This is a genomic window from uncultured Williamsia sp. (genome assembly GCF_947494875.1).
Classification (GTDB): Bacteria; Actinomycetota; Actinomycetes; order Mycobacteriales; family Mycobacteriaceae; genus Williamsia_A.
Map to the genome: position 1 here is coordinate 1 of NZ_CANLWM010000005.1, position 21624 is coordinate 21624.

Sequence of the window (21624 nt, forward strand, 5' to 3'; positions counted from 1 at the left end):
AGCTAAGCCCTCCAGCGCCGATGGTACTGCACCCTAACCAGTGTGGGAGAGTAGGACACCGCCGAACACAACATCCCACGATGCCCCCGCCTCACGGCGGGGGCATCGTGCTTTTTCGTCTCTTTTCCTCTCATTCAGCGTGGGACAGCAACACGGCCCAGCCGGCAATGGATTGCGCGTCCACGATGCGCCCGCCGACGATCGCCGAGACGACTTCGTCGCGGGTCCACCAGGTCCATGTCATGTCGCTCTCCGTGCTGTCTCGATGATGCTCTCCATCGGCGAGATCCTCGGCGAGGACGATCGTGGTCTGTTGGGCGGTGAATCCCGGAGCCACGTCGAGGACCGCCAACAGTCGCAGCGTCGACGCGGCGAGTCCTGTCTCCTCCCGCAGCTCACGTCGCGCCGCACCGACTGGGTCGGTGTCCACCGCGTCCGCGGTGCCGGCGGGGAACTCCCAGCGCCGTGCGCCGACGGGGTAGCGGTATTGCTCCACGACACAGAACTCCTCGACGTCGTCGACCACGCGCCGCGCGATGACCACGACGCCCGGCGCGCGGTGCACGACACCGTAGATGCCCCTGCTCCCGTCGCTGCGGCGCACCACGTCCTCGGTGACCGACATCCAGTCGTTGCGATAGGTCTCGCGGCCGTCGATCCGCTGGACGTCGGCGGGGCGGGTGTCGCGGCGGGGCGTCGGTGTCACGCCACTAGGGTGACACCCGTGCGCTTGGTGATCGCGGAATGTCAGGTCGACTACGTGGGACGGCTGACCGCCCACCTCCCCCGGGCGAAGCGTCTCCTGCTCATCAAGAACGACGGGTCGGTGAGCGTCCACGCCGACGACCGCGCGTACAAGCCCCTCAACTGGATGAGCCCGCCCTGCCGGCTCGTCGAGCATCCCGCGCCCGAGGACAGCGATGCGTCGGCTCTGTGGGTCGTCACCAACAAGGCGGGTGAGGAGCTGCGCATCCTGCTCGGCGAGGTCGAGCACGACTCCGCGCACGAGCTCGGTGTGGATCCCGGTCTGGTCAAGGACGGGGTCGAGGCGCACCTGCAGGAGCTGTTGGCCGAACACGTCGAGACCTTCGGTCCCGGCTACACCCTGGTGCGGCGGGAGTACATGACGGCGATCGGGCCCGTCGACCTGTTGTGTCGGGACCCGGCCGGCGGCACCGTCGCCGTCGAGGTGAAGCGGCGCGGGGAGATCGACGGTGTCGAACAGCTCACCCGGTACCTCGAGCTGCTGAACAGGGACGCGACCCTCGCCCCGGTGCACGGAGTGTTCGCCGCCCAGATCATCAAGCCGCAGGCGCGGACGCTGGCCGAGGACCGCGGTATCCGCTGTGTCACCGTCGACTACGACGCCCTGCGGGGCATCGAGAGCACCGAGTTCCGGTTGTTCTGACCATGCCTCGCCGCAACCGTCGTCCGCCCGCGACCGCACGCGGGGTGTCCGGCGGGATGGCGCGGACCGAGCGTGGTCCCGACGGGCTCGAGCGTGATCACCACGTCCGCACCATCTCCGGCGACCGGGCGACGAAGCCCTACCGGTGCCCGGGCTGCAATCAGGTCATCGCTCCCGGCACGGCACACGTCGTCGCGTGGCCGGTCGACGACCGTGACGGCGACGACCGTCGCCACTGGCACACGGGATGCTGGCGCGGACGGGGCGCGCGGACCGGGTACCGCCGCTGAGACGGTTCAGGACCGGGTGATCTGGGCGTCCTCCGACAACCCCTTGTTCAGCAGATCGGTGCTGTCGAGTTCGACGAGGTCCTCCTCGCCGTCGAGCTCCGCCAGCAGGCGCGGCAGCTCGTCGAGCTGCGATCGCACCTCCGAGAGCTGCGCGAGCATCCGACTGCGGAGCTGACGTGCACTCTGGACGAGCTCGGCCGAGCGGGTGACCCGCTCGGTGGCCAGCGAGTGCGACCGTGCCAGCAGACGCTCGGACTCGGCCCGGGCGTTGTCGACGAGTTCGCGAGCGGTGGCCTCCGAGGACAACTCGAGCTCCTTGACCGCCTGGACGGCCTTGTCGCGGCGGGCGGCCATCGTGACGTCGAAGTCCTCCTGCGTCCGCTCACGATCGCGGTGCGCCTGGGCGTCGAGCTCCGCGGCCTCGGCCCGGGCGTTCGCGACGATCCGCTCTGCCTCCTGCTTCGCCGCGGCCATCGCCGCCGCGTGCTCGGACTCCATCGCCGCGGTGCGGTCGGCGACGAACCGCTCGTTCTCGTCGTGCGCCGTGCGGGCGGCCTCCTCCAACCGGGCCGCCTCGCCGCGCAGTCGCTGGGACTCGACCTTGGCCGCGGCGAGCTGCGAGTTCGCCTCCTCGGACGCGTCCTCCCGCAACTGTGCGGCCTCCTGTCGCGCGACCGACAGGATCTCCGCGGACTCGGACTGGGCGTTCGCGCGCATCTCCGACGCCTCGTCGGCCGCGAGCTGGAGCATCCGCGAGATGCGATCGCTCATGCCCTGCGCGGTGGTCACCGGCACGGACAAGGAGTCCACCTCGCGACGGAGCTGTTCGATCTCGTCGCGTGCGTCGTCGAGGTGCTCGGCGAGCTCGCGGGCATTGGCGGCCGCGGCGTCGCGGTCCGCGGCGATGACCCTGAGCTCCGCGTCGGACCGGGCGAAGAACTCCGCGACCTGGTCACGGTCGTAGCCGCGCATGGCGATGGCGAACGGGAGTCCGTGCGATGAGCCCTGATCGTGTTCCGGCATGCCGCGTAGCTTACTTGCCGCCGTCGGGGCCGCAGCAGGTCCGCCGCGCAGGGATCAGTGCACGTCGGCGGGCGGTTCCACCAGCTCCAACAGCACCCCGCCCGCGTCCTTCGGGTGCACGAAATTGATGCGGGAGCCGGCGGTACCGCGCCGGGGCTCGGGGTAGAGGACGCGGAGGCCCTTCTCGGTGAGCCGACGGACGACCTCGTCGACGTCGGTGACGCGGACCGCGAGCTGCTGCAGTCCGGGACCGTTGCGGTCGAGGAACTTCGCGATCGTCGACGACTCGTCGAGGGGGGCCAGCAGCTGGATCTGGGCCGCGCGGGTCGCGCCGGCGTCGGCGGGTCCGACCATCGCCTCGATGACACCCTGCTCGGTGTTCGTCTCCTGGTGCAGGCAGACGAAACCGAGAGTGTCGGAGTACCAGGCCTTCGCGGCGTCGAGGTCGGCGACGGCGATCCCGACATGGTCGATCGCGGTCACGAGTTCCCCGAGGTCGGCCGTCGCGACAGAGGTGGGAGTGGATGCACTGGTCGACATGCTGTGACGGTACCCTTGGCACCGAGCGATCGCTCGGGTCGGGCCGTACCCGCCGCCCGATCACCGGTCGCGCAGCATCCCCGAACCCAGAACGAAGAGGTCCTCAATGTCGTCGGTCATCGTCGCCGGAGCGCGCACCCCCGTCGGTCGCCTGATGGGCGCCTTCAAGGACACCAGCGCCGTCGACCTCGGCGCGACCGCCATCCGCGGCGCCCTGGACAAGGCGGGCGTCCCGGCGTCGGCCGTCGAGTACGTGATCATGGGCCAGGTCCTCACCGCCGGTGTGGGTCAGATGCCCGCGCGACAGACAGCCATCAAGGCCGGGATCGGCTGGGACGTCGCCGCACTCACGATCAACAAGATGTGCCTCTCGGGCATCGACGCCATCGCCCTCGCCGACCAGCTCATCCGCGCCGGCGAGTTCGACTGCATCGTCGCCGGTGGCCAGGAGTCGATGTCGCAGGCGCCGCACCTGCTGCCGGGCAGCCGGGGCGGGTTCAAGTACGGATCCACCGAACTGGTCGACCACATGGCCTTCGACGGCCTCTTCGACCCGTTCACCGACCAGCCGATGGGCGCGCTCACCGAGCAGACCAACGACGTCATCACCTTCACCCGTGAGCAGCAGGACGAGTTCGCCGCACAGTCCCATCAGCGCGCGGCCGCGGCCTGGAAGAACGGCGTCTTCGCCGACGAGGTGGTCCCCGTGAGCATCCCGCAGCGCAAGGGCGATCCCGTCGAGGTGACCGAGGACGAGGGCATCCGTGCGGACACGACCGCGGACACCCTCGCCCGTCTGCGTCCGGCATTCCGCAAGGACGGCACCATCACCGCGGGCAACTCGTCGCAGATCTCCGACGGTGCCGCCGCCGTGGTCGTGATGAGCAAGGAGAAGGCGACCGAGCTCGGGTTGACCTGGCTCGCAGAGATCGGCGCGCACGGCGTCGTCGCCGGCCCCGACTCGTCGCTGCAGGCGCAGCCGGCCAACGCCATCGAGAAGGCGTGCGCGCGTGCGGGCATCACCCCGGCGGACCTCGATCTCGTGGAGATCAACGAGGCGTTCGCCGCTGTCGGGCTGGCCTCCACCCAGCAGCTCGGCATCGACCCGGAGAAGGTCAACGTCAACGGCGGCGCGATCGCCATCGGGCACCCCATCGGCATCTCGGGCGCCCGCATCGCACTGCACCTGGCACTGGAGCTGCAGCGCCGTGGTGGCGGCACCGGCGCGGCCGCGCTGTGCGGTGCCGGTGGTCAGGGTGACGCGCTGATCCTGACCGTTCCCTCCCGGTCCTGACGACCGCCGGCGTGACCTCTACTACCTGTGGTAGTAGAGGTCACGCGCGTCGGGCACAATGGTGTCCATGAGCTCTGTCCTCAACCCCCGCACCGTCGCCCGCGTCTTCCGTGTCGTGGCGATCCTCGAAGCCATCTCCTGGTTGGCCCTGCTGATCGCGATGTACTTCAAGTGGGTGGAGGGACACACCGAGGCCGTCGCCGTGCCGGGCATGGTGCACGGGATCATCTTCGTCGTCTTCGTGGTCGTCTCGATCGTGACCGCGCGAGTGCTCCGGTGGACGATGCCGACCACCCTGTGGGCGTTGTTCTCCAGCATCCCGCCCTTCGGCACGCTCGTCTTCGAGATCTGGGCGCAGCGGACCGGGCGCCTCGAGCGCGACGGCGACCGCGGCGCCGTTGCCAAGCGCGCCGCATCCGTGTGAGGAGTGGTCCGGTGATCGTCGCCTTCAGCCTCGCCCCGTCCGGTGGGACCGCCGTCGCCGACGACGGCAGCATGAGCGCCGCCGTGGCCGAGGCGGTCCGCGTCGTCCGTGAGTCCGGTGTCACCCACCAGACGACGTCGATGTTCACCTACCTCGAGGGGGAGTGGGACGAGGTGATGGCCGTGGTCAAGGACGCCACCGACGCCGTCCTCGCCCTCGCGCCCCGCGTCTCGCTGGTCCTCAAGGCCGACATCCGTCCGGGTCACGACGACCAGATGACGGCGAAGGTCCGCAGGGTCGACGAGCACCTCGCGTGACGCCGCCGGCCGCGGGCCGGGCGGGCCATCGCGCGACCGCGGCGTCACCCGTCTCGTGGAGGGCGCGACGCCGGGCCGTCTCGACCGTCTTCTTCGTCAACGGGTTGCTCGCCGCGATGTGGGTCGCGCACATCCCCGTCATCTCCGACGCCACCGGCGTCGACCACGGGACCCTCGGGGTCCTGCTGTTGTTGCTCGGCGGGTGCGCCTTCCTCGGGATGCAGGTGTGCGGGCCGATCATCGACCGACGGGGGTCGCGCGGGGTGATCCTGGTCGCGGCGACGACCCTGGCGGTCGCGGCGCTGCTGCCCGTGCTGGCGACCACGGCGTGGCAACTCGGTCTCGCCCTCGCTCTGTTCGGTGTCGCGAACGGCGCCATCGACGTCGGCATGAACGCTCACGCCGTGGTGGTGGAGCAGGACCGGGGGCGGCCGGTGATGTCGTCGTTCCACGGCTTCTTCTCGCTCGGTGGCCTGGTCGGGTCGGGGATCGTGGCGGGCGGGTTGTTCCTCGACGTGCCCGTCGTCCTGACCGTCGCGGTGGTGGTCGTCGCCTCGGTGGCCGGTGTCGTCGTCATCCGCCCGTCGTTGACACGGGGACCGCACCGCTCCGACGACGTCACGCAGCAGCACGACGAGGGGTCCCGGTTCCCGATCGGGATCCGGGGACGGATCGTGCTGATGGCCGCGGTGGCGTTCGCCCTGATGCTCGCCGAGGGCACCGCGTACGACTGGAGCGCACTGCACACGACGGAACGTTTCGGGGTCGGCGACGGCGTCGGGGCACTGGCGTTCGGGGCGTTCAGCGCGACGATGCTCGTCGGCCGATTCCTCGCCGACCGCGTCACCGCCCGTCTCGGACCGGTCGCGGTGGTGCGCGGCGGTGCGGCGACGGCTGCGGTGGGCATGGTCGTCGTGATCTCGGCGCCGACACCGGTCGTCGGGATCCTCGGGTGGGCCGTCTTCGGGATCGGGGTCGCCGGCGGCGTGCCGCAGCTGTTCACCGCGGCGGGCAACGTGACGACACAGCCCAGCGGCCGGGTCATCTCGACGGTGGTGGGGTGCGGCTATCTCGGGATGTTGGCCGGTCCGGCCGTCGTCGGGTTCATCAGCCGTGCGACCACCCTGGGCACCGCGCTGTGGGTCGCGGTGGCGGCGATGGCATTCGGCTGTGCGACCGCGGGGGTGGTCCGGGCGGCCGGAGCCCGGGGCGCCCTGCGGCGTGGTGAACCCTCGGGCGTCCGTGCCAGACTGGACGTGTGAGCCGACCTCAGAACCGCGCGCAGGCAGGCGCGCTCGCCCGCGCCGCAGCGATGTCCGGGGCTGTCGACCTCTCCGGTCTCAAGGAACGCGCCGACGCCGAACGCTCGCGCGCCGCGGCACCGCAGCGACCTCCCGCCGCCCCTCCCTCAGGGCAGGATGCGGGTGCCGCGGACGGCACCGCTGCCGTGCCGCCGATCGTCGAGATCACCGAGGCGACCTTCGAGTCCGAGGTGATTGCCCGGTCCGACCAGGTGCTCGTCCTCGTCGACCTGTGGGCGACGTGGTGCGGTCCCTGCAAGCAGCTCTCGCCGATCCTCGAACGCCTCGCCCAGCAGGCCGACGGCAGATGGATCCTCGCGACCGTCGACGTCGACGCCAACCCGCGCATCGCGCAGGCGTTCGGCGTGCAGTCGATCCCGACCGTCGTCGCCATCGCCGCCGGCCAGCCCGTGTCCGCGTTCCAGGGCGTGCAGCCCGAAGCGCAGATCTCGGCGTGGATCGACGAGATCCTCGGCAAGGTCGGTGACCGGCTGACCGGGCTGCCGACCACGGCCGAGGCGCCGGTGGAGGAGCCGGGCGACCCGCGCATGGAGGCCGCCGGAGCCCTGCTCGACGAGGGCGACTTCGACGGTGCGCTCGAGGCCTATCGCGCACTCGCGCAGGAGGATCCGTCGAACCTCGAGGCCGCCTCGGCGGCGCGCAACATCGAGTTCGTCGTCCGGGCCCGAGCCCACGACCCCGCCGTGGTCGACGCCGCGGCCCCCGGTGACGTCGACGCCGCGCTCGCCGCAGCCGACGTGCTGCTGCTGAATCAACAGCCCGAGGCCGCCTTCGACCGGATCATCGAGGTCGTCCGGGTGACCGCGGGCGACGACCGGGCACGCGCACGCGAGCGACTGCTGTCACTGTTCGAGCTGTTCGACCCCGCGGAGACGTTCGTCGTCGCCGCGCGTCGCAAGCTCGCCAGCGCACTCTTCTGAGGGCACGCCCGGCGAGCCGGTCGGCGGGTCAGTCCTCGGGGACGACCCAGACCGCGCCGTTGGCGGGCAACGTCATCCGGGCCGATGCGGGACGTCCGTGCCATGACTCCGCGGTCGCCGTGACGGACCCCAGGTTCCCCTCGCCCGATCCGCTGTAGTGCGGCGCGTCGGTGTTGAGGACCTCGCGCCACACACCGGCCTGCGGCAGCCCGATGCGGTAGTCGGTGCGGGTGGTGCCGGAGAAGTTGAACACCGCCGCCAGCACGCTGCCGTCGCTGCCGAACCGCAGGAAGCTGATGATGTTGCCCGCGGTGTCGTTGGCGTCGATCCACGAGTAGCCGTTGGGTGTCGTGTCCTGGCTGTACAGCGCAGGCGTGCGGCGGTAGACGGCGTTCAGGTCGGCGACGAGCGAGGCGATCCCGGCGTGCAGTTCGCCCTCCCAGCCGGTGCGCTGGTGCCAGTCGAGGGACCGTTCCTCCGACCACTCGGCGGTCTGGCCGAAATCCTGGCCCATGAACAGCAACTGCTTCCCCGGGTGCGCCCACATGTACGCCAGCGCCACCCGCACGCCGGCCGCCTTGGTGCGGGCGTCACCGGGCATCCGCGACCACAGCGTGCCCTTGCCGTGCACGACCTCGTCGTGGCTGATGGGGAGGATGAAGTTCTCGCTCCACGCGTACATCAGCGAGAACGTGATCTCGTGGTGGTGATGACTGCGGTGCACCTGGTCCCGGCCGAGGTAGCCGAGCGTGTCGTGCATCCATCCCATGTTCCACTTCATCGTGAAACCCAGTCCGCCGAGCGCGGTGTCACGGGTGACGCCCGGCCATGACGTCGACTCCTCGGCGGCGGTGACCACCCCGGGGAAGGTCTTGTGGACAGTCGCGTTCATCTCCTGCAGGAACTGCACCGCCTCGAGGTTCTCCCGACCGCCGTGCACGTTGGGCGTCCACCCGCCATCGGGTCGGGAGTAGTCGAGGTAGAGCATCGACGCGACGGCGTCGACGCGCAGGCCGTCGATGTGGAACTCGTCGAACCAGAACAGCGCGTTGGCGACGAGGAAGTTCCGCACCTCGTTGCGTCCGAAGTCGAACACGTAGGTGCCCCAGTCGAGTTGCTCGCCGCGACGGGGGTCGGCGTGCTCGTAGAGCGGGGTGCCGTCGAAGCGGGCCAGTGCCCATTCGTCCTTGGGGAAGTGTGCGGGGACCCAGTCGACGATGACGCCGATGTCGCGGGCGTGCAGCGCGTCGACGAAGGCGCGGAAGTCGTCGGGGGTGCCGAACCGCGACGTCGGCGCGTAGTACGACGTCACCTGGTACCCCCAGGAACCGCCGAAGGGGTGCTCGGCGACGGGGAGAAATTCGACGTGGGTGTACCCCATCCCGGTGACGTAGTCGCCGAGTTCCTGCGCGAGCTGGGTGTAGTCGAGGCCGGTCCGCCACGAGCCGAGGTGCACCTCGTAGACGCTCATGGGTTCGTCGGTCGGCACGCCGACCGCGCGGCGGGTGATCCACTCGTCGTCGGACCACGTGTGGGTCGAGTCGTCGACGACGGACGCGGTGGCCGGTGGCACCTCGGTCCGGCGCGCCATGGGGTCGGCCTTCTCGCGGACCCCGCCGTCGCGACCGGTGATGCGGAACTTGTACCGCGTGCCGACGCCGACGTCGGGGACGAAGACCTCCCACACGCCGCTCGAGCCGAGCGACCGCATCGGCGCCGTGCGGCCGGTCCACCCGTCGAAGGACCCGATGACGGTGACGCCCACCGCATCCGGCGCCCACACCGAGAAGGAGGTTCCGGAGACCCGCCCGTCGGGGGTGTCGAAACCCCGGAGGTGGGCGCCGAGGATGTCCCACAGCCGCTCGTGGCGCCCCTCGGCGAACAGGTGCAGGTCGAGTTCGCCGAGCGTCGGCAGGAACCGGTAGCCGTCGGCGACGACGTACTCGGTGGTCCCGCCGGAACCGTCGGGGTACGCGACGCGGTAGCGGTAGTCGATCAGGTCCTCGATGTCGACGGCACCGACGAAGACGCCGTCGGACTGCTCGGTGAGGGGGTGGTCGACCCCGCCGATGACGGCCGTGACCGAGACCGCGTCGGGGCGCAGCGTGCGCAGCACCGTTCCGCCGGGGACCGGGTGCGCGCCGAGGACCGAGTGCGGATCGTGGTGGGTGGCCGTCCGCAGCAGGTGCAGGTCGGCGCCGGGCACCCGCGGGTCGGGTTCGTTCGTGGTGTCGGTGGTGCTCATCCGGTTGCCTCCTCGGACGGCAGTCGGTACGCCAGGCGGGTCGCCGTCGCGGGGTCGACCGGCGGCAGCGCGACGATGTGCGCGACCGCACGCCACGGCTCGAGGCGCACGTAATTCGCCTGCCCCCAGTGGAAGTGCTCGCCGGTCACCTCGTCGACGCCGGAGAAGCGGTCGTTCCAGTCCTGACCGATGGCCGGCATGTCGAGCCACAGCGTCGACTCCTCCGCCCCGAACGGGTTGAGGTTCACCACGACGACCACCCGGTCGCCGGTGACCGGGTCGATCTTCGAGTAGGCGATGATCGCGTCGTTGTCGACGTGGTGGAAGGTGATCTGCCGCAACTGCTGCAGCGCGGGATGGCGCCGTCGGATCGCGTTGAGTGCGGTCAGCCACGGTTCGAGCGAGTCGCCGCGGGACGCCGCGGCCTTGTGGTCGCGGGGACGCAGCTCGTACTTCTCCGAGTCCAGGTACTCCTCGCTGCCCTCGCGGACGGGCTGCGACTCGAACAGCTCGTAGCCCGAGTACACGCCCCACGTCGGCGCCATCGTCGCGGCGAGCGCCGCGCGCAGCGCGAACATGCCCGGGCCGCCGGTCTGCAGGCTCTCGTGCAGGATGTCGGGGGTGTTGACGAAGAGGTTGGGACGCGCCTCGTCGGCGTGCTCGGCGATCTCGGTCCCGAACTCGGTGAGCTCCCACTTCGCGGTGCGCCACGTGAAGTAGGTGTAGCTCTGGGTGAACCCGAGCTTGGCGAGCCCGTACAGCCGCGCCGGACGGGTGAAGGCCTCCGACAGGAACAGCACGTCGCGGTCGCGCTTCTTCACCTCCGCGATGAGCCACTCCCAGAGGTCCGGTGGCTTGGTGTGCGGGTTGTCGACCCGGAAGATCTTGACCCCCACCGACACCCAGTGCAGGACGACGGCGAGCACCGCCCGGTAGATGCCGGCACGGTCGTTGTCGAAGTTCAGCGGGTAGATGTCCTGGTACTTCTTGGGCGGGTTCTCGGCGAACGCGATGGTGCCGTCGGGCAGGACCGTGAACCACTCGGGGTGCTCGGTCGCCCAGGGGTGGTCGGGGGCGCACTGCAGGGCGAGGTCGATGGCGACCTCCATGTCGAGCTCACGCGCCCGCGACAGGAACCAGCGGAAGTCCTCGAGGGTGCCCAACTCGGGGTGGATCGCGTCGTGTCCGCCCTCGGCGGACCCGATCGCCCACGGCGAACCCGGATCGGTCGGTGCGGGCGTCAGCGTGTTGTTCGGGCCCTTGCGGTTCATGATCCCGATCGGGTGGATCGGCGGGAGGTACACCACGTCGAAGCCCATGTCGGCGATGCGCGGGAGGTCGGCGGCAGCGGTGAGGAACGTCCCGTGGACCGGTCGGCCGTCGTCGTCCCACCCGCCGGTCGACCGCGGGAACATCTCGTACCAGGACCCGAACAGCGCGCGCGGCCGGTCCACCCAGACGCGGTGGGCGCGACTCTTGGTTACCAGGTCGCGCACGGGGTGCTCGTGCAGCAGCGCGGCGACCTCCGGCGAGAGGGCGGGGCGGACGCGGACCGCGAGGTCGCGGTCCTCACGCAGCGTCGCCGCGGCGTCGTCGAGCAGCCGCCGGTCCGACGGGGGCACGCCGTCGGCGGCCCGGGTGAGCAGGCGCGCGCCGATCTCGAGGTCGTTGGCCAGCTCGGCCGCGTCCTGACCCGCGTCGAGCTTCGCGGTGACCGCGTGGTGCCAGGTCGCGTACGGATCGCTCCAGGCGTCGATCCGGAAGGTCCAGTACCCCACCGCGGTGGGGACGAAACCGGCGTTCCAGGTGTCGGGTTCGTGGGCGCGCACCATCGTCGTCTCGATCGCCGACGCGCGCCCGGGACCGTCGACGTGCAGGGTGGCGGCGACGGCGTCGTGACCCTCGCGCCAGACTGTCGCGCTCACCGGGACGAACTCGCCCACAACGGCTTTCGCGGCGAACTGCCCGCAGGTGATCACCGGGGCGACGTCGTCGATGCCGATTCGTCCGATCACGCGGGCGTCCGCCTCTCTGCCGTCGAGGGGTGCGCGGGGACCCGCACACCTGCTCTCGGGTCAACCGTAGGGGATCGGCCCGGTGAGTGGGGACGCCCGGGCGGAGGAGCCTCAGACGGACGAGCGGTCGCCGAGGCGGGACAGGGCGGCACGGACCACGGCCGGGTCGGTGGTCTGCCAGTACGGCGGCAGCGAGGCACGCAGGAAACCGCCGTAGCGGGCCGTGGCCAGCCGCGGGTCGAGCACCGCGATGACGCCGCGGTCCCCGGTGCTGCGCAGCAACCGTCCCGTCCCCTGCGCGAGCAGCAGGGCGGCGTGGTGCGCGGCCACCGCGAGGAAGCCGTTGCCGCCTCGCGCCGCGACGGCACCCTGACGCGCCACGAGCAGCGGGTCGTCGGGGCGGGGGAAGGGGATGCGGTCGATGAGCACCAGCGACAGCGACGGGCCGGGCACGTCCACGCCCTGCCACAGCGACAGGGTGCCGAACAGACAGGTCGCCTCGTCGTCGGCGAAGCGCTGCACCAGCTGCCCGGTGGGCGCGTCGCCCTGACACAGCACGGGCAGCGACACCCGCTCCCGGACGGCGGCCGCCGCCTCCTTCGCGCCGCGGGTGGACGAGAACAGACCCAGCGTGCGTCCGCCGGCCGCCTCGATGAGCGCGACCATCTCGTCGAGCGTCGACGACGACATCCCCGACCGCCCGGGCGGCTCGAGATGGGTGGCGACGTAGAGGATCCCCGAGCGTGCGTGGTCGAACGGCGAACCCACGTCGAGCCCGGTCCAGCGGACCGACGCCCCGTCCGACGGGACCGTCTTGCCCGACGCGGTGAGGTCGGACAGTGCGTACACCGACTCGTCGGTCCCCGCGGGACCGGATGTCGCGGCCTGCGGTGGAACGGTCTCGCCGGCGCTGCGCCCGGCGATCGGCAGCCCCCACGTCGCGGCGAGTGCGTCGAAGTTGCCCCCGATCGTGAGCGTGGCGGAGGTCAGCACCACGGTCGCGTCGGCGAAGAGCGACGAGCGCAACAGACCGCCGACCGACAGCGGCGCCACCCGCAGCACCCGACGACGGTCGTCCTTCGTGCTGTCCTCGTCGACCCACACCACGTCGCGGCGACGGGACTCGTCGGGCTCGTCGAATGCGCCGAGGATGCGCACCGCGGTGTCGTGGGCCTCGTCGAGGCCGGTGATCGCGGCCGAGCGCGCGGCGGCGTCGGTCGAGTCGGTGCCGGCCTGGGGCGGGCCGATCGCCGACCGTGCGCGCCAGAGACGGTCGCGGACGGCCGCGAACACCGCGGCAGCGCCGTCGGGCAGCCGCGTCCACCGTCCGGGGGTGGTCTCGTCGAGCAGGCGCGCCAGGACCTCGCCGGCACCGGCGACGTCGTCGGCGATCTCGTCGTCGACGAGCTTGCCGCAGCGGCGCGCCAGCATCCCCAGGGTCGCCGGGGCCATCTCGGCGGTCGCGACCGAGGTGATCCGGTCGACGAGTTCGTGGGCCTCGTCGACGATGACGACGTCGTGCTCGGGCAGGACGTTGAAGCCGCTGATCGCGTCGATCGCGAGCATCGCGTGGTTGGTGACGACGACGTCGGCGTGGCCGGCGCGGCCGCGGGCCTTCTCGGCGAAGCAGTCGGCGCCGTAGGTGCACGACGAGGCGCCGAGGCACTCGCGGGCCGACACGCTCACCTGACGCCAGGAGCGGTCGATGACCGCGGTCGGCAGGTCGTCGCGGTCACCGGTCTCGGTGTCGCTGACCCACTCGCGCAGGCGGACCACCTCGCGTCCGACGCGCGAGGAGGTGAACGGGTCGAAGAGCTCGCCGGTCTCCTCCTGCGCCTCGCCGGAGTGGATCTTGTTCAGGCACACGTAGTTCGCGCGGCCCTTGAGGATGGCGAACACCGGCTCGCGACCGAGCGGCTTCGCGAGGGCTTTCGCGAGGCGGGGGAGGTCACGGTCGACGAGTTGGCGCTGCAGGGCGATCGTCGCGGTGGAGACCACCACGGTCGAGCCCGACTCGACCGCGTGGCGGATCGCCGGGACGAGATAGGCCAGCGACTTGCCGGTGCCGGTGCCGGCCTGCACCGCGAGGTGTTCGCCGGTGTCGATGGCGTTCGCCACCGCCGACGCCATCGCGAGCTGGCCGTCGCGGCGGGTGCCGCCGAGCGCGGTGACGGCGTCGGCGAGGAGGTCGCCGACGCCGGGGATCGTGGTCACGGGAGGACGAAGCGAGTCGGGACGGCCGGGTCACCCGAGGACAGACCGAGCCCCTCCCACGGGAGGCTGACGAGGGCGTCTGCGAGGTGGGCGCGGGCCTGTTCGAGGGTGGGCAGGTCGGCCACGGGCTCGCCGCCGCGCACGAGCGGGATCTGCAGCGGCCGCACCGACAGGCCGGGGGTCGCCGGCGGTTCGGTGTCGGCGGCGTACACGATCTCCTCGACGATCGTCCCTGTCTCGCGGGCGGTGCGGACCGCGGCCTTGCGTCCGCCACGCGACTCCTTGTGGCTTGCGCGCTTGGCCACGCCGATGCCGTCGACCTCGACGAGCTTGTAGACCATCCCCGCGGTCGGCGCGCCGCTGCCGGTGACGAGCTGTGTGCCCACCCCGTAGGCGTCGACGGGCTCCGCGCGCAGCGCGGCGATGCCGTACTCGTCGAGGTCACCGGAGACGACGATCCGGGTGTCGGTGGCACCGAGGTCGTCGAGCTGGGCGCGGACCTGCCGAGCCAGCACACCGAGGTCACCACTGTCGATGCGGACGCCTCCGAGGCGGCGGCCGGCCACCTCCACCGCCGTGGCGACTCCGCGGGTGATGTCGTAGGTGTCGACGAGCAGGGTGGTGCCGACGCCGAGCGCGTCGACCTGCGCGGCGAACGCCGCCCGCTCGTCGGGGCCGTCGGGACCGGTGTGGGCCAGGGTGAAGGAGTGCGCGCTGGTCCCCGCCCCCGGCACGCCGTAGCGACGCGTCGCCTCGAGATTCGACGTCGAGGCCATCCCGGCGAGATACGCGGCGCGGGCCGCGGCGACGGCCGCCGCCTCGTGGGTTCGTCGGGAGCCCATCTCGATGATCGGCCGCCCCGCGGCCGCGCTGACCATGCGCGCACCGGCGGACGCGATCGCGCTGTCGTGGTTGAGGATCGACAGGATCAACGTCTCGAGCACGACCGCCTCGGCGAACGTGCCGCGGACGGTGAGGATCGGCGAACCCGGGAAGAAGAGCTCCCCTTCGCGGTACCCGTCGATCGAGCCGGAGAAGCGGTAGTCGTCCAGCCAGGTGAGGGTGTCGGGGTCCAGGAACTGCTCGAGCGCGGTGAGCCGGTCGGCGTCGAACCGGAAACCGGCGAGGGCGTCGACGAGACGCCCGGTGCCCGCGACCACCCCGTAGCGGCGACCGTCCGGCAGGCGTCGGGCGAAGACCTCGAAGGTGCACGGTCGGTGCGCCGTGCCGTCCCGCAGGGCCGCGGAGACCATCGTCAGCTCGTACCGGTCGGTGAACAGAGCCGTGTTGTCGATGCTCACCATCACCTACCCTTGTGGCCATGCGCGGACGGACGTCGATCGCAGACGCACGCACCGACCGACCGGATGAGGCACGCCTCGAGCGGTGGCGGTCGGGTGCCGTCGCGGTCGACGGTCGGCACGAATCTACCCCGGGCGGCGCGGCGGTCGCCGACCCCGACACGGCCGACGCGAACACCTCCGACGACCGCCCGTGGGTGACGATCGTGTGGGACGACCCGGTGAACCTGATGCGCTACGTCACCTACGTGTTCCAGAAGCTGTTCGGGTACTCCGAGACCCGTGCCGCGGAACTGATGATGCAGGTGCACACCGAGGGCAGGGCCGTGGTCTCCAGCGGCGACCGCGACAAGGTCGAGATCGACGTGCGCAAGCTGCACGCCGCGGGTCTCTGGGCCACGATGCAGCGCGACAGCTGAGACGGTGCAGAACTGGAAGCGACGCGGACGTGGTGCGTCGCTGCGCATCACGAGCCGCCTCGACGTCCACGAGAGCGAGTTGATCGCCTCGCTGGTGTCGTCGATGACCGAACTGCTCGACGAGCGTGCGTCGACCGCGCCCGACGACGAGCTCGCCGCGATGACGGGCATCGCCGTCGGCCACTCGTCGGCCCCGGAGGACGCCACCCTCGGACGACTCCTGCCCGACTTCCACCGGCCCGACCAGGACCGACACCTCGCCGCCGACGCGGTCACCGGCGACCTCAACGGCGCACTGCGCAGCGTCCACGAGCCGCACATCATCGAGGCCAAGTCGCAGGCGCTGCGCACCGTGCTGGAGACCCTGCCGCAGGGGGGTGGTGACGTCTCGCTGACGCGTGCCCAGGCCGAGGAGTGGATGACCGCGATCAACGACGTGCGGCTGGCGCTCGGGGCCATGTTGGGCGTCACCGAGACGACTCCCGACCATCTGCCACCCGACGACCCGCAGGCCGCGCATCTGGACGTCTACCACTGGCTGACCGTCGTGCAGGAGCTGCTCGTCGTCGCGGTGATGGGCGCGTCGCGATGACCCCGCGCCGCCGATGACCGGACTCGGCGCGATCACCGACGTCGCCGGTATCGCGGTCGGACACGCGCACCGCATCGACGACGACGCCACAGTCGCCACCCCCGACGCGCCCGGCTCCGGGTGGGCCACCGGGGTCACCGTCCTGACACTCCCGCCGGGGTCGATCGCGGCCGTCGACGTCCGCGGCGGGGGACCGGGAACCCGGGAGACCGACCTGCTCGACCCGGTGAACTCGGTGCAGACCGCCCACGCGATCGTTTTGTCCGGCGGCAGCGCCTACGGGCTCGCCGCCGCCGACGGCGTGATGAGCGGCCTCGAGGACTCCGGCGTCGGGCTGCACATGGACGCCCGCGGGGGAGTCGTCCCGATCGTTCCCGCCGCCGTGATCTTCGACCTGCCGGTCGGCGGATGGCACAACCGCCCTGATGCCGCGCTCGGTCGGTCCGCGTTCACCGCGGCCGGGCATTCCACGGACCGGGGCTCGGTCGGTGCCGGTGCCGGTGCACGGGCGGGGGTGCTCAAGGGCGGCGTGGGGACGGCGTCCACGACCGTCGACCTGGGCGAGGGCGTGGTGGTCACCGTCGCGGCGATCATGGTCGCCAACCCCGTCGGTGACGTCCTCGACCCGACCACGGGACTGCCGTGGGACGCCGCGCCCGACGAGCTCGCGGCCCACGGGCTCCGCGCGCCGTCGGCCGCGGAGATCGCCGCGCTCGGGGAACTGCGGGCCAAGGCCACCGTGCTCAACACCACCATCGGGGTGGTGGCGACCGACGCCCGCCTGGATCCCGCGGCGACGCGACGCATTGCGATGGCCGCCCACGACGGCATGGCCCACGCGATCCGCCCCGCTCACTCGCCGCTCGACGGCGACACCGTCTTCGCGGTCGCCACCGGAGCCCTCGTCCCACCGTCGGATCCTCGCGTCCCCGCGGGGATGCATCCGGCGGTGCCCGCGATCGCGCGGATCGGCGCCGCGGCCGCGATCGTGACCCGGCGGGCCGTCGTCGACGCGATCCTGTCCGCGACGGCCGTCGCGAGCATCCCGGCCTGGCGCGACGTCCTGCCGTCGGCGCTGCGCGGATAGTCGGTCGGCGCGGACACGTCGGTATCCTCGGGTGACCCGACACGAGGAGCGCAGGTCATGGTGTCCACCGGAGCGCCGCAGGGCGCCGTCCCACCTCTCGGCGCCGGATCGGGACCCCGCGTCGGCCCCGGCCGCGAGCCGCGTCTGGCGCTGTGGATCCGATCGGCCGTCGTCATGGCCGTGGTGATCGGTGTGCTGTACGTCGTCGAGGCGTTCGACGCCGCCGCGAACTTCCGCCTCGACGACGACGGCATCCATCCCCGGGACACCGACCGGTGGTGGGGGATCCTCACCTCGCCGTTCCTGCACGCCGGCTTCGACCACCTCACCTCCAACGCGGTCCCCGCCGCGGTCCTGGGTTTCCTGCTGCTTCTCGCCCGCCGGTTCGTGATTACGACACTGGTGGTGTGGGCGTTCTCCGGGATCGGCGTGTTCCTGTTCGGCCCGGCCACCTCGGTGACCATCGGGGCGTCGGGGATCATCTTCGGCTGGCTGGCGTTCCTGCTGGTCCGCGGACTCTTCAACCGGTCACCGGCGCAGATCGGCATCGGTGTGCTGCTGCTCCTCGTCTACGGGTCGGTCCTCTGGGGTGTGGTACCCGGTCAGCCGCAGATCTCCTGGCAGGCGCACCTGTTCGGGGCGATCGGCGGGGTCGTCGCCGCGTGGGCGTTGGCCGGACGTGATCGTCGCCGCCGCGCCGCGACGTCCGCGCCGGTTCTCGAGCCCCGCCGGTGACCGACGTCGATCCCCGCCAGGACGCACCGATCGGGATCTTCGACTCCGGCGTGGGGGGACTGACCGTCGCGCGGGCGATCGTCGACCAACTGCCCGACGAGGACATCGTCTATGTCGGTGACACCGCGAACGGTCCGTACGGACCGCTCCGGATCCCCGAGATCCGTCGGCATGCGCTTGCGATCGGCGACGACCTCGCCGACCGCGGCGTGAAGGTGATGGTGATCGCGTGCAACACCGCGTCGTCGGCCTGCCTGCGCGACGCCCGGGAGCGGTACCCGGTGCCGGTCGTCGAGGTGATCCTCCCGGCGGTCCGTCGTGCGGTGGCGACCACCCGGAGCGGCCGGATCGGCGTCATCGGTACGGCGGCGACGATCGCCTCGCGCGCCTACGACGACGCGTTCGCGGCCGCCCGCGGTGTGGAACTGACGACCGTCGCGTGCCCCCGCTTCGTCGACTTCGTCGAACGCGGCATCACCTCGGGGCGTCAGATCCTCGGCCTGGCGCAGGGATACCTCGAACCGCTGCAGCAGGCCCGCGTCGACACCGTCGTCCTCGGGTGCACGCACTACCCGCTGCTCTCCGGGGTCATCCAGCTCGCGATGGGCGACGAGGTCACGCTGGTCTCGAGCGCCGAGGAGACCGCGAAGGACGTCCTGCGGGTGCTCACCGAGACCGACACGCTGCGTCCGCACGACGGCAGGCCGGCGCACCGCGACTTCACCGCGACCGGTGACCCCGACTCGTTCGCCCGTCTCGCCGCGCGATTCCTCGGACCGGCCCTCGGTGCCGTCGCGCCGATCTGACGCCGTGGTCGCGGAGTCGCTGCGCGGGGCTCGTCGCTGTGGTCGGCGTCACGTGGCACAGTGAACGGCATGCGAGTGACCGTCCTGGGGAGCTCGGGGAGCGTCGTCGGCCCCGAGAGTGCGGCGTCGGGGTATCTGCTCACCGTCGACGGCCACCAACCGGTGGTCCTGGACTTCGGGCCGGGGGTGCTGGGTGCGTTGCAACGCGTGCACGACCCCAACGACGTGACGGTGATGCTCAGCCATCTGCACGCCGACCACTGTCTCGATCTCCCCGGCCTCCTGGTGTGGCGCCGCTACCACCCGGTGCCCGCGTCGCTGAAGGTCGCGCTGTGGGGACCCGACGGCACCGGCACCCGGATCGGGGCGGCGTCGTCGGAGTACGCGGGGCAGGTCGACGACATCTCCGACACCTTCGACGTGCACCACTGGGCCGACGGCGAGTCGGTCGAGATCGGCCCGCTGACCGTGACGCCCCATCGGGTGCTGCACCCGCCGGAGACCTACGGCCTGCGGATCACCGGACCCGACGGCCGGGTGTTCGCCTTCAGCGGTGACACGGCCGAGTGCGACGCGGTCGTCGACCTCGCCCGCGACGCCGACCTCTTCCTGTGCGAGGCGTCGTGGACCCATGCGCCCGAGGAGCGTCCGCCCGGACTGCACCTGTCGGGGACGGAGGCAGGCCGGATCGCGGCGCGCGCCGGGGTGAAGTCGTTGGTGCTCACCCACATCCCACCGTGGACGGCGATCGAGGACGTCGCCGCCGAGGCGAAGGCGGAGTACGACGGACCGCTCGACGTGGCCCAGCCGGGACGCGTCTTCGAGGTCTGAGACAGCCCTGCCGCATCCGCCGTGCCGAGGGCCCCGCGCGGTCGCCGGTCGCGTCGTTAGAGTGGCCGCGTGAGCAGACGAGCAGACGGACGCACCGACGACGAGATGCGGCCCATCCGGATCACCCGTGGATTCACCGACCACCCCGCGGGGTCGGTCCTCGTCGAGTTCGGCAGCACCCGCGTGATGTGCACCGCGAGCGTCGAGGAGGGTGTCCCTCGGTGGCGCCGCGGGTCCGGGCTCGGGTGGCTCACCGCCGAGTACGCGATGCTGCCCGCCGCCACGCACACCCGCTCGCAGCGGGAGTCGGTGAAGGGCAAGGTCGGCGGCCGGACGCAGGAGATCAGCCGGCTCATCGGCCGGTCGCTGCGTGCCTGCATCGACCTGGCGGCGCTGGGGGAGAACACGATCGCCCTCGACTGCGATGTGCTGCAGGCCGACGGGGGCACCCGGACCGCGGCCATCACCGGCGCGTACGTCGCACTCGTCGACGCGGTCGCACTGCTCAACGACCGGGGTCTGCTGGCCGACCCGCAACCCATCTCGTGCGCCATCGCGGCGGTGAGCGTGGGTGTCGTCGACGGACGCGTACGCCTGGACCTGCCCTACGAGGAGGACTCGCGCGCCGAGGTCGACATGAACGTCGTCGCGACCGACGCCGGCACCCTTGTCGAGATCCAGGGGACGGGGGAGGGTGCCACGTTCTCGCGCGCCACCCTGGACAAGATGATGGACATGGCCGCGGTCGGCACCGAGAAACTGTTCGAGGCGCAGCGTGCGGCGCTCGGCGCACCGCTGCCGACCGCTCCCGGCGTGTGAGCGGTCCCGCCGCGACGACGCTGCTCGTCGCCAGTCGCAACGCCAAGAAGCTGACGGAGCTGCGACGTCTGGTCGTCTCCGAGGGCATCGAGGGTGTCACGGTGATCGGTCTCGACGAGGTGCCCGCCTTCCCCGAGACCCCCGAGACCGGCGCCACCTTCGAGGACAACGCCCTGGTCAAGGCGGTTGACGGCTGCGCGGCAACAGGTTTCGCGTGCCTCGCCGACGACTCGGGGCTCGAGGTGGACGCCCTGCGGGGGATGCCCGGCGTGCTCAGCGCCCGCTGGTCCGGGCGCCACGGCGACGACGAGGCGAACCTGCGACTGCTGCTCGGCCAGATGTCCGACGTGCCCGACGAACGTCGCGGTGCCGCGTTCGTCTCGGCGTGCGCCCTGGTGACGCCGTCGGGCGGACAGCACGTCGTTCGCGGGGAGTGGCGGGGTCGGATCGTCCGGGAGCCGCTCGGCGAGAACGGGTTCGGCTACGACCCGATCTTCGTCCCCGACGACGACGACATGTCGGGCGGGTCCGTCGCCGGTCGCACCGCCGCGCAGCTGGCCCCGGCCGAGAAGGACGCCATCAGCCACCGCTCCCGTGCCCTCGAGCAGCTCCTGGCCGTCCTGCGGGACCTCGGTACCGGATCCTGACGCTCGGCCAGGTCAGACGTCGAGCTGCGCGCGTACCTCGCGGGTGCGGATGTGCTCGAACCAGAACGACAGGAACGGGATGGTGCCCGCGATGAGGGTGAGCACCGTCTTGCCGACCGGCCACCGGACCCTGATCGCGAGGTCGACGGTCATGGCTAGGTACACGACGTAGATCCAGCCGTGGACGACCGGCACGAAGTCGAGCGAGTCGACGCTGAACCCGTACTTGAGGATCAGCTCGACGACGAGCAGCAGCAACCACAGGCCGGTGACCCAGGCGAGCACGCGGTAGCGCAGCAGTGCACCCCGGATCTTCGACACCGGCTGTGTCACCGGCTTGGCCGTCGTGACGGGATCCGAACTGCTCACACCCAA

The 21624-nt window shown here is 71.5% G+C and carries 23 protein-coding genes; 15 read left to right on the top strand and 8 right to left on the bottom strand.

Annotated elements, in window-relative coordinates:
* Positions 1 to 130: 130 nt before the first annotated feature.
* Positions 131 to 706 carry an NUDIX hydrolase gene (locus tag Q1A98_RS12380; protein ID WP_299573861.1) on the bottom strand — a complete coding sequence of 192 codons (576 nt, stop codon included), beginning with the start codon at positions 704 to 706 and terminating at the stop codon, positions 131 to 133.
* Positions 707 to 724: 18 nt separating this feature from the next.
* On the opposite strand from Q1A98_RS12380, the gene nucS reads away from it, so the two are divergent.
* Both nucS and Q1A98_RS12390 read left to right on the top strand, forming a co-directional pair.
* Positions 725 to 1408: an endonuclease NucS gene (gene nucS / locus Q1A98_RS12385; RefSeq protein ID WP_299573864.1), complete on the top strand. Its 684-nt coding sequence runs from the start codon at positions 725 to 727 to the stop codon at positions 1406 to 1408.
* 2 nt (positions 1409 to 1410) lie between these two features.
* Positions 1411 to 1698, top strand: coding sequence for an ATP/GTP-binding protein (locus Q1A98_RS12390; protein WP_299573867.1), 288 nt, complete (start codon positions 1411 to 1413; stop codon positions 1696 to 1698).
* Positions 1699 to 1704: 6 nt separating this feature from the next.
* On the opposite strand, the gene Q1A98_RS12395 is transcribed toward Q1A98_RS12390, so the two are convergent.
* The gene (locus tag Q1A98_RS12395; RefSeq protein ID WP_299573869.1) at positions 1705 to 2721 is read right to left on the bottom strand and encodes a hypothetical protein; all 1017 of its coding nucleotides are present in this window, start codon (positions 2719 to 2721) and stop codon (positions 1705 to 1707) included.
* Positions 2722 to 2775: 54 nt separating this feature from the next.
* Complete coding sequence (gene mce, locus Q1A98_RS12400) at positions 2776 to 3261, bottom strand: methylmalonyl-CoA epimerase (RefSeq protein ID WP_299573872.1); 486 nt, start codon at positions 3259 to 3261, stop codon at positions 2776 to 2778.
* A 106-nt stretch (positions 3262 to 3367) separates the two neighbouring features.
* Between mce and Q1A98_RS12405 the strand changes: the two genes are divergently transcribed.
* The 5 genes from Q1A98_RS12405 (at position 3368) to Q1A98_RS12425 (ending at position 7538) form a co-directional block, all read left to right on the top strand.
* A complete protein-coding gene (locus Q1A98_RS12405) occupies positions 3368 to 4555 on the top strand; it encodes an acetyl-CoA C-acetyltransferase (protein ID WP_299573874.1) in 1188 nt (395 codons plus the stop codon).
* 67 nt (positions 4556 to 4622) lie between these two features.
* Positions 4623 to 4979 carry a DUF3817 domain-containing protein gene (locus tag Q1A98_RS12410; protein WP_299573876.1) on the top strand — a complete coding sequence of 119 codons (357 nt, stop codon included), beginning with the start codon at positions 4623 to 4625 and terminating at the stop codon, positions 4977 to 4979.
* Positions 4980 to 4990: 11 nt separating this feature from the next.
* Positions 4991 to 5296 (top strand): MTH1187 family thiamine-binding protein, encoded by a 306-nt coding sequence (locus Q1A98_RS12415; protein ID WP_299573878.1) that lies wholly within the window; start codon positions 4991 to 4993, stop codon positions 5294 to 5296.
* Positions 5293 to 6558 carry an MFS transporter gene (locus tag Q1A98_RS12420; RefSeq protein WP_299573880.1) on the top strand — a complete coding sequence of 422 codons (1266 nt, stop codon included), beginning with the start codon at positions 5293 to 5295 and terminating at the stop codon, positions 6556 to 6558. The genes Q1A98_RS12415 and Q1A98_RS12420 overlap by 4 nt, the downstream gene beginning before the upstream one ends.
* 50 nt (positions 6559 to 6608) lie before the next feature.
* A complete protein-coding gene (locus Q1A98_RS12425) occupies positions 6609 to 7538 on the top strand; it encodes a tetratricopeptide repeat protein (RefSeq protein WP_299574644.1) in 930 nt (309 codons plus the stop codon).
* 28 nt (positions 7539 to 7566) lie between these two features.
* Here the strand turns inward: Q1A98_RS12425 and glgB are convergent, their stop codons facing one another.
* The 4 genes from glgB to Q1A98_RS12445 all read right to left on the bottom strand — a co-directional run bounded on the left by glgB (position 7567) and on the right by Q1A98_RS12445 (position 15313).
* Positions 7567 to 9783 carry a 1,4-alpha-glucan branching protein GlgB gene (gene glgB, locus Q1A98_RS12430; RefSeq protein ID WP_299573882.1) on the bottom strand — a complete coding sequence of 739 codons (2217 nt, stop codon included), beginning with the start codon at positions 9781 to 9783 and terminating at the stop codon, positions 7567 to 7569.
* The gene (locus Q1A98_RS12435) at positions 9780 to 11798 is read right to left on the bottom strand and encodes an alpha-1,4-glucan--maltose-1-phosphate maltosyltransferase (RefSeq protein WP_299573883.1); all 2019 of its coding nucleotides are present in this window, start codon (positions 11796 to 11798) and stop codon (positions 9780 to 9782) included. The genes glgB and Q1A98_RS12435 overlap by 4 nt, the downstream gene beginning before the upstream one ends.
* Positions 11799 to 11909: 111 nt before the next feature.
* Positions 11910 to 14012, bottom strand: coding sequence for an ATP-dependent DNA helicase (locus tag Q1A98_RS12440; RefSeq protein ID WP_299573886.1), 2103 nt, complete (start codon positions 14010 to 14012; stop codon positions 11910 to 11912).
* Positions 14009 to 15313 carry a nicotinate phosphoribosyltransferase gene (locus Q1A98_RS12445; RefSeq protein WP_299573889.1) on the bottom strand — a complete coding sequence of 435 codons (1305 nt, stop codon included), beginning with the start codon at positions 15311 to 15313 and terminating at the stop codon, positions 14009 to 14011. The genes Q1A98_RS12440 and Q1A98_RS12445 overlap by 4 nt, the downstream gene beginning before the upstream one ends.
* Before the next feature lie 38 nt (positions 15314 to 15351).
* On the opposite strand from Q1A98_RS12445, the gene clpS reads away from it, so the two are divergent.
* From clpS to Q1A98_RS12485, 8 genes are all read left to right on the top strand, one after another.
* Positions 15352 to 15732: an ATP-dependent Clp protease adapter ClpS gene (clpS, locus tag Q1A98_RS12450; protein WP_299574646.1), complete on the top strand. Its 381-nt coding sequence runs from the start codon at positions 15352 to 15354 to the stop codon at positions 15730 to 15732.
* Positions 15733 to 15736: 4 nt separating this feature from the next.
* Entirely contained in the window at positions 15737 to 16324 is a 588-nt protein-coding gene (locus tag Q1A98_RS12455; RefSeq protein WP_299573892.1) for a DUF2017 domain-containing protein, read from the top strand.
* A 13-nt stretch (positions 16325 to 16337) separates the two neighbouring features.
* Entirely contained in the window at positions 16338 to 17411 is a 1074-nt protein-coding gene (locus Q1A98_RS12460; protein WP_299573895.1) for a P1 family peptidase, read from the top strand.
* A gap of 174 nt (positions 17412 to 17585) precedes the next feature.
* The gene (locus Q1A98_RS12465; protein WP_299574647.1) at positions 17586 to 18146 is read left to right on the top strand and encodes a rhomboid family intramembrane serine protease; all 561 of its coding nucleotides are present in this window, start codon (positions 17586 to 17588) and stop codon (positions 18144 to 18146) included.
* Positions 18143 to 18952: a glutamate racemase gene (murI, locus tag Q1A98_RS12470; RefSeq protein ID WP_299573898.1), complete on the top strand. Its 810-nt coding sequence runs from the start codon at positions 18143 to 18145 to the stop codon at positions 18950 to 18952. The genes Q1A98_RS12465 and murI overlap by 4 nt, the downstream gene beginning before the upstream one ends.
* Before the next feature lie 69 nt (positions 18953 to 19021).
* Positions 19022 to 19783 (top strand): cyclic nucleotide-degrading phosphodiesterase, encoded by a 762-nt coding sequence (locus Q1A98_RS12475; protein WP_299573901.1) that lies wholly within the window; start codon positions 19022 to 19024, stop codon positions 19781 to 19783.
* Between the two features lie 69 nt (positions 19784 to 19852).
* Positions 19853 to 20602 (top strand): ribonuclease PH, encoded by a 750-nt coding sequence (gene rph, locus Q1A98_RS12480; RefSeq protein ID WP_299573904.1) that lies wholly within the window; start codon positions 19853 to 19855, stop codon positions 20600 to 20602.
* Positions 20599 to 21249, top strand: a complete 651-nt coding sequence (locus Q1A98_RS12485) for a non-canonical purine NTP pyrophosphatase (RefSeq protein WP_299573907.1) — start codon at positions 20599 to 20601, stop codon at positions 21247 to 21249. Before rph ends, Q1A98_RS12485 begins: the two co-directional genes overlap by 4 nt.
* A 12-nt stretch (positions 21250 to 21261) precedes the next feature.
* Here the strand turns inward: Q1A98_RS12485 and Q1A98_RS12490 are convergent, their stop codons facing one another.
* The gene (locus tag Q1A98_RS12490) at positions 21262 to 21618 is read right to left on the bottom strand and encodes a DUF3817 domain-containing protein (protein WP_299573910.1); all 357 of its coding nucleotides are present in this window, start codon (positions 21616 to 21618) and stop codon (positions 21262 to 21264) included.
* Positions 21619 to 21624 lie beyond the last annotated feature (6 nt).

What these genes read in the sequence shown, in the direction of transcription:
- Q1A98_RS12390 (WP_299573867.1), top strand. Translation starts at nt 1,411, where the DNA reads ATGCCTCGCCGCAACCGTCGTCCGCCCGCGACCGCACGCGGGGTGTCC.
- Q1A98_RS12395 (WP_299573869.1), bottom strand. Translation starts at nt 2,721, where the DNA reads ATGCCGGAACACGATCAGGGCTCATCGCACGGACTCCCGTTCGCCATC.
- mce (WP_299573872.1), bottom strand. Translation starts at nt 3,261, where the DNA reads ATGTCGACCAGTGCATCCACTCCCACCTCTGTCGCGACGGCCGACCTC.
- Q1A98_RS12405 (WP_299573874.1), top strand. Translation starts at nt 3,368, where the DNA reads ATGTCGTCGGTCATCGTCGCCGGAGCGCGCACCCCCGTCGGTCGCCTG.
- Q1A98_RS12410 (WP_299573876.1), top strand. Translation starts at nt 4,623, where the DNA reads ATGAGCTCTGTCCTCAACCCCCGCACCGTCGCCCGCGTCTTCCGTGTC.
- Q1A98_RS12425 (WP_299574644.1), top strand. Translation starts at nt 6,609, where the DNA reads ATGTCCGGGGCTGTCGACCTCTCCGGTCTCAAGGAACGCGCCGACGCC.
- glgB (WP_299573882.1), bottom strand. Translation starts at nt 9,783, where the DNA reads ATGAGCACCACCGACACCACGAACGAACCCGACCCGCGGGTGCCCGGC.
- Q1A98_RS12460 (WP_299573895.1), top strand. Translation starts at nt 16,338, where the DNA reads ATGACCGGACTCGGCGCGATCACCGACGTCGCCGGTATCGCGGTCGGA.
- Q1A98_RS12465 (WP_299574647.1), top strand. Translation starts at nt 17,586, where the DNA reads ATGGCCGTGGTGATCGGTGTGCTGTACGTCGTCGAGGCGTTCGACGCC.
- Q1A98_RS12475 (WP_299573901.1), top strand. Translation starts at nt 19,022, where the DNA reads ATGCGAGTGACCGTCCTGGGGAGCTCGGGGAGCGTCGTCGGCCCCGAG.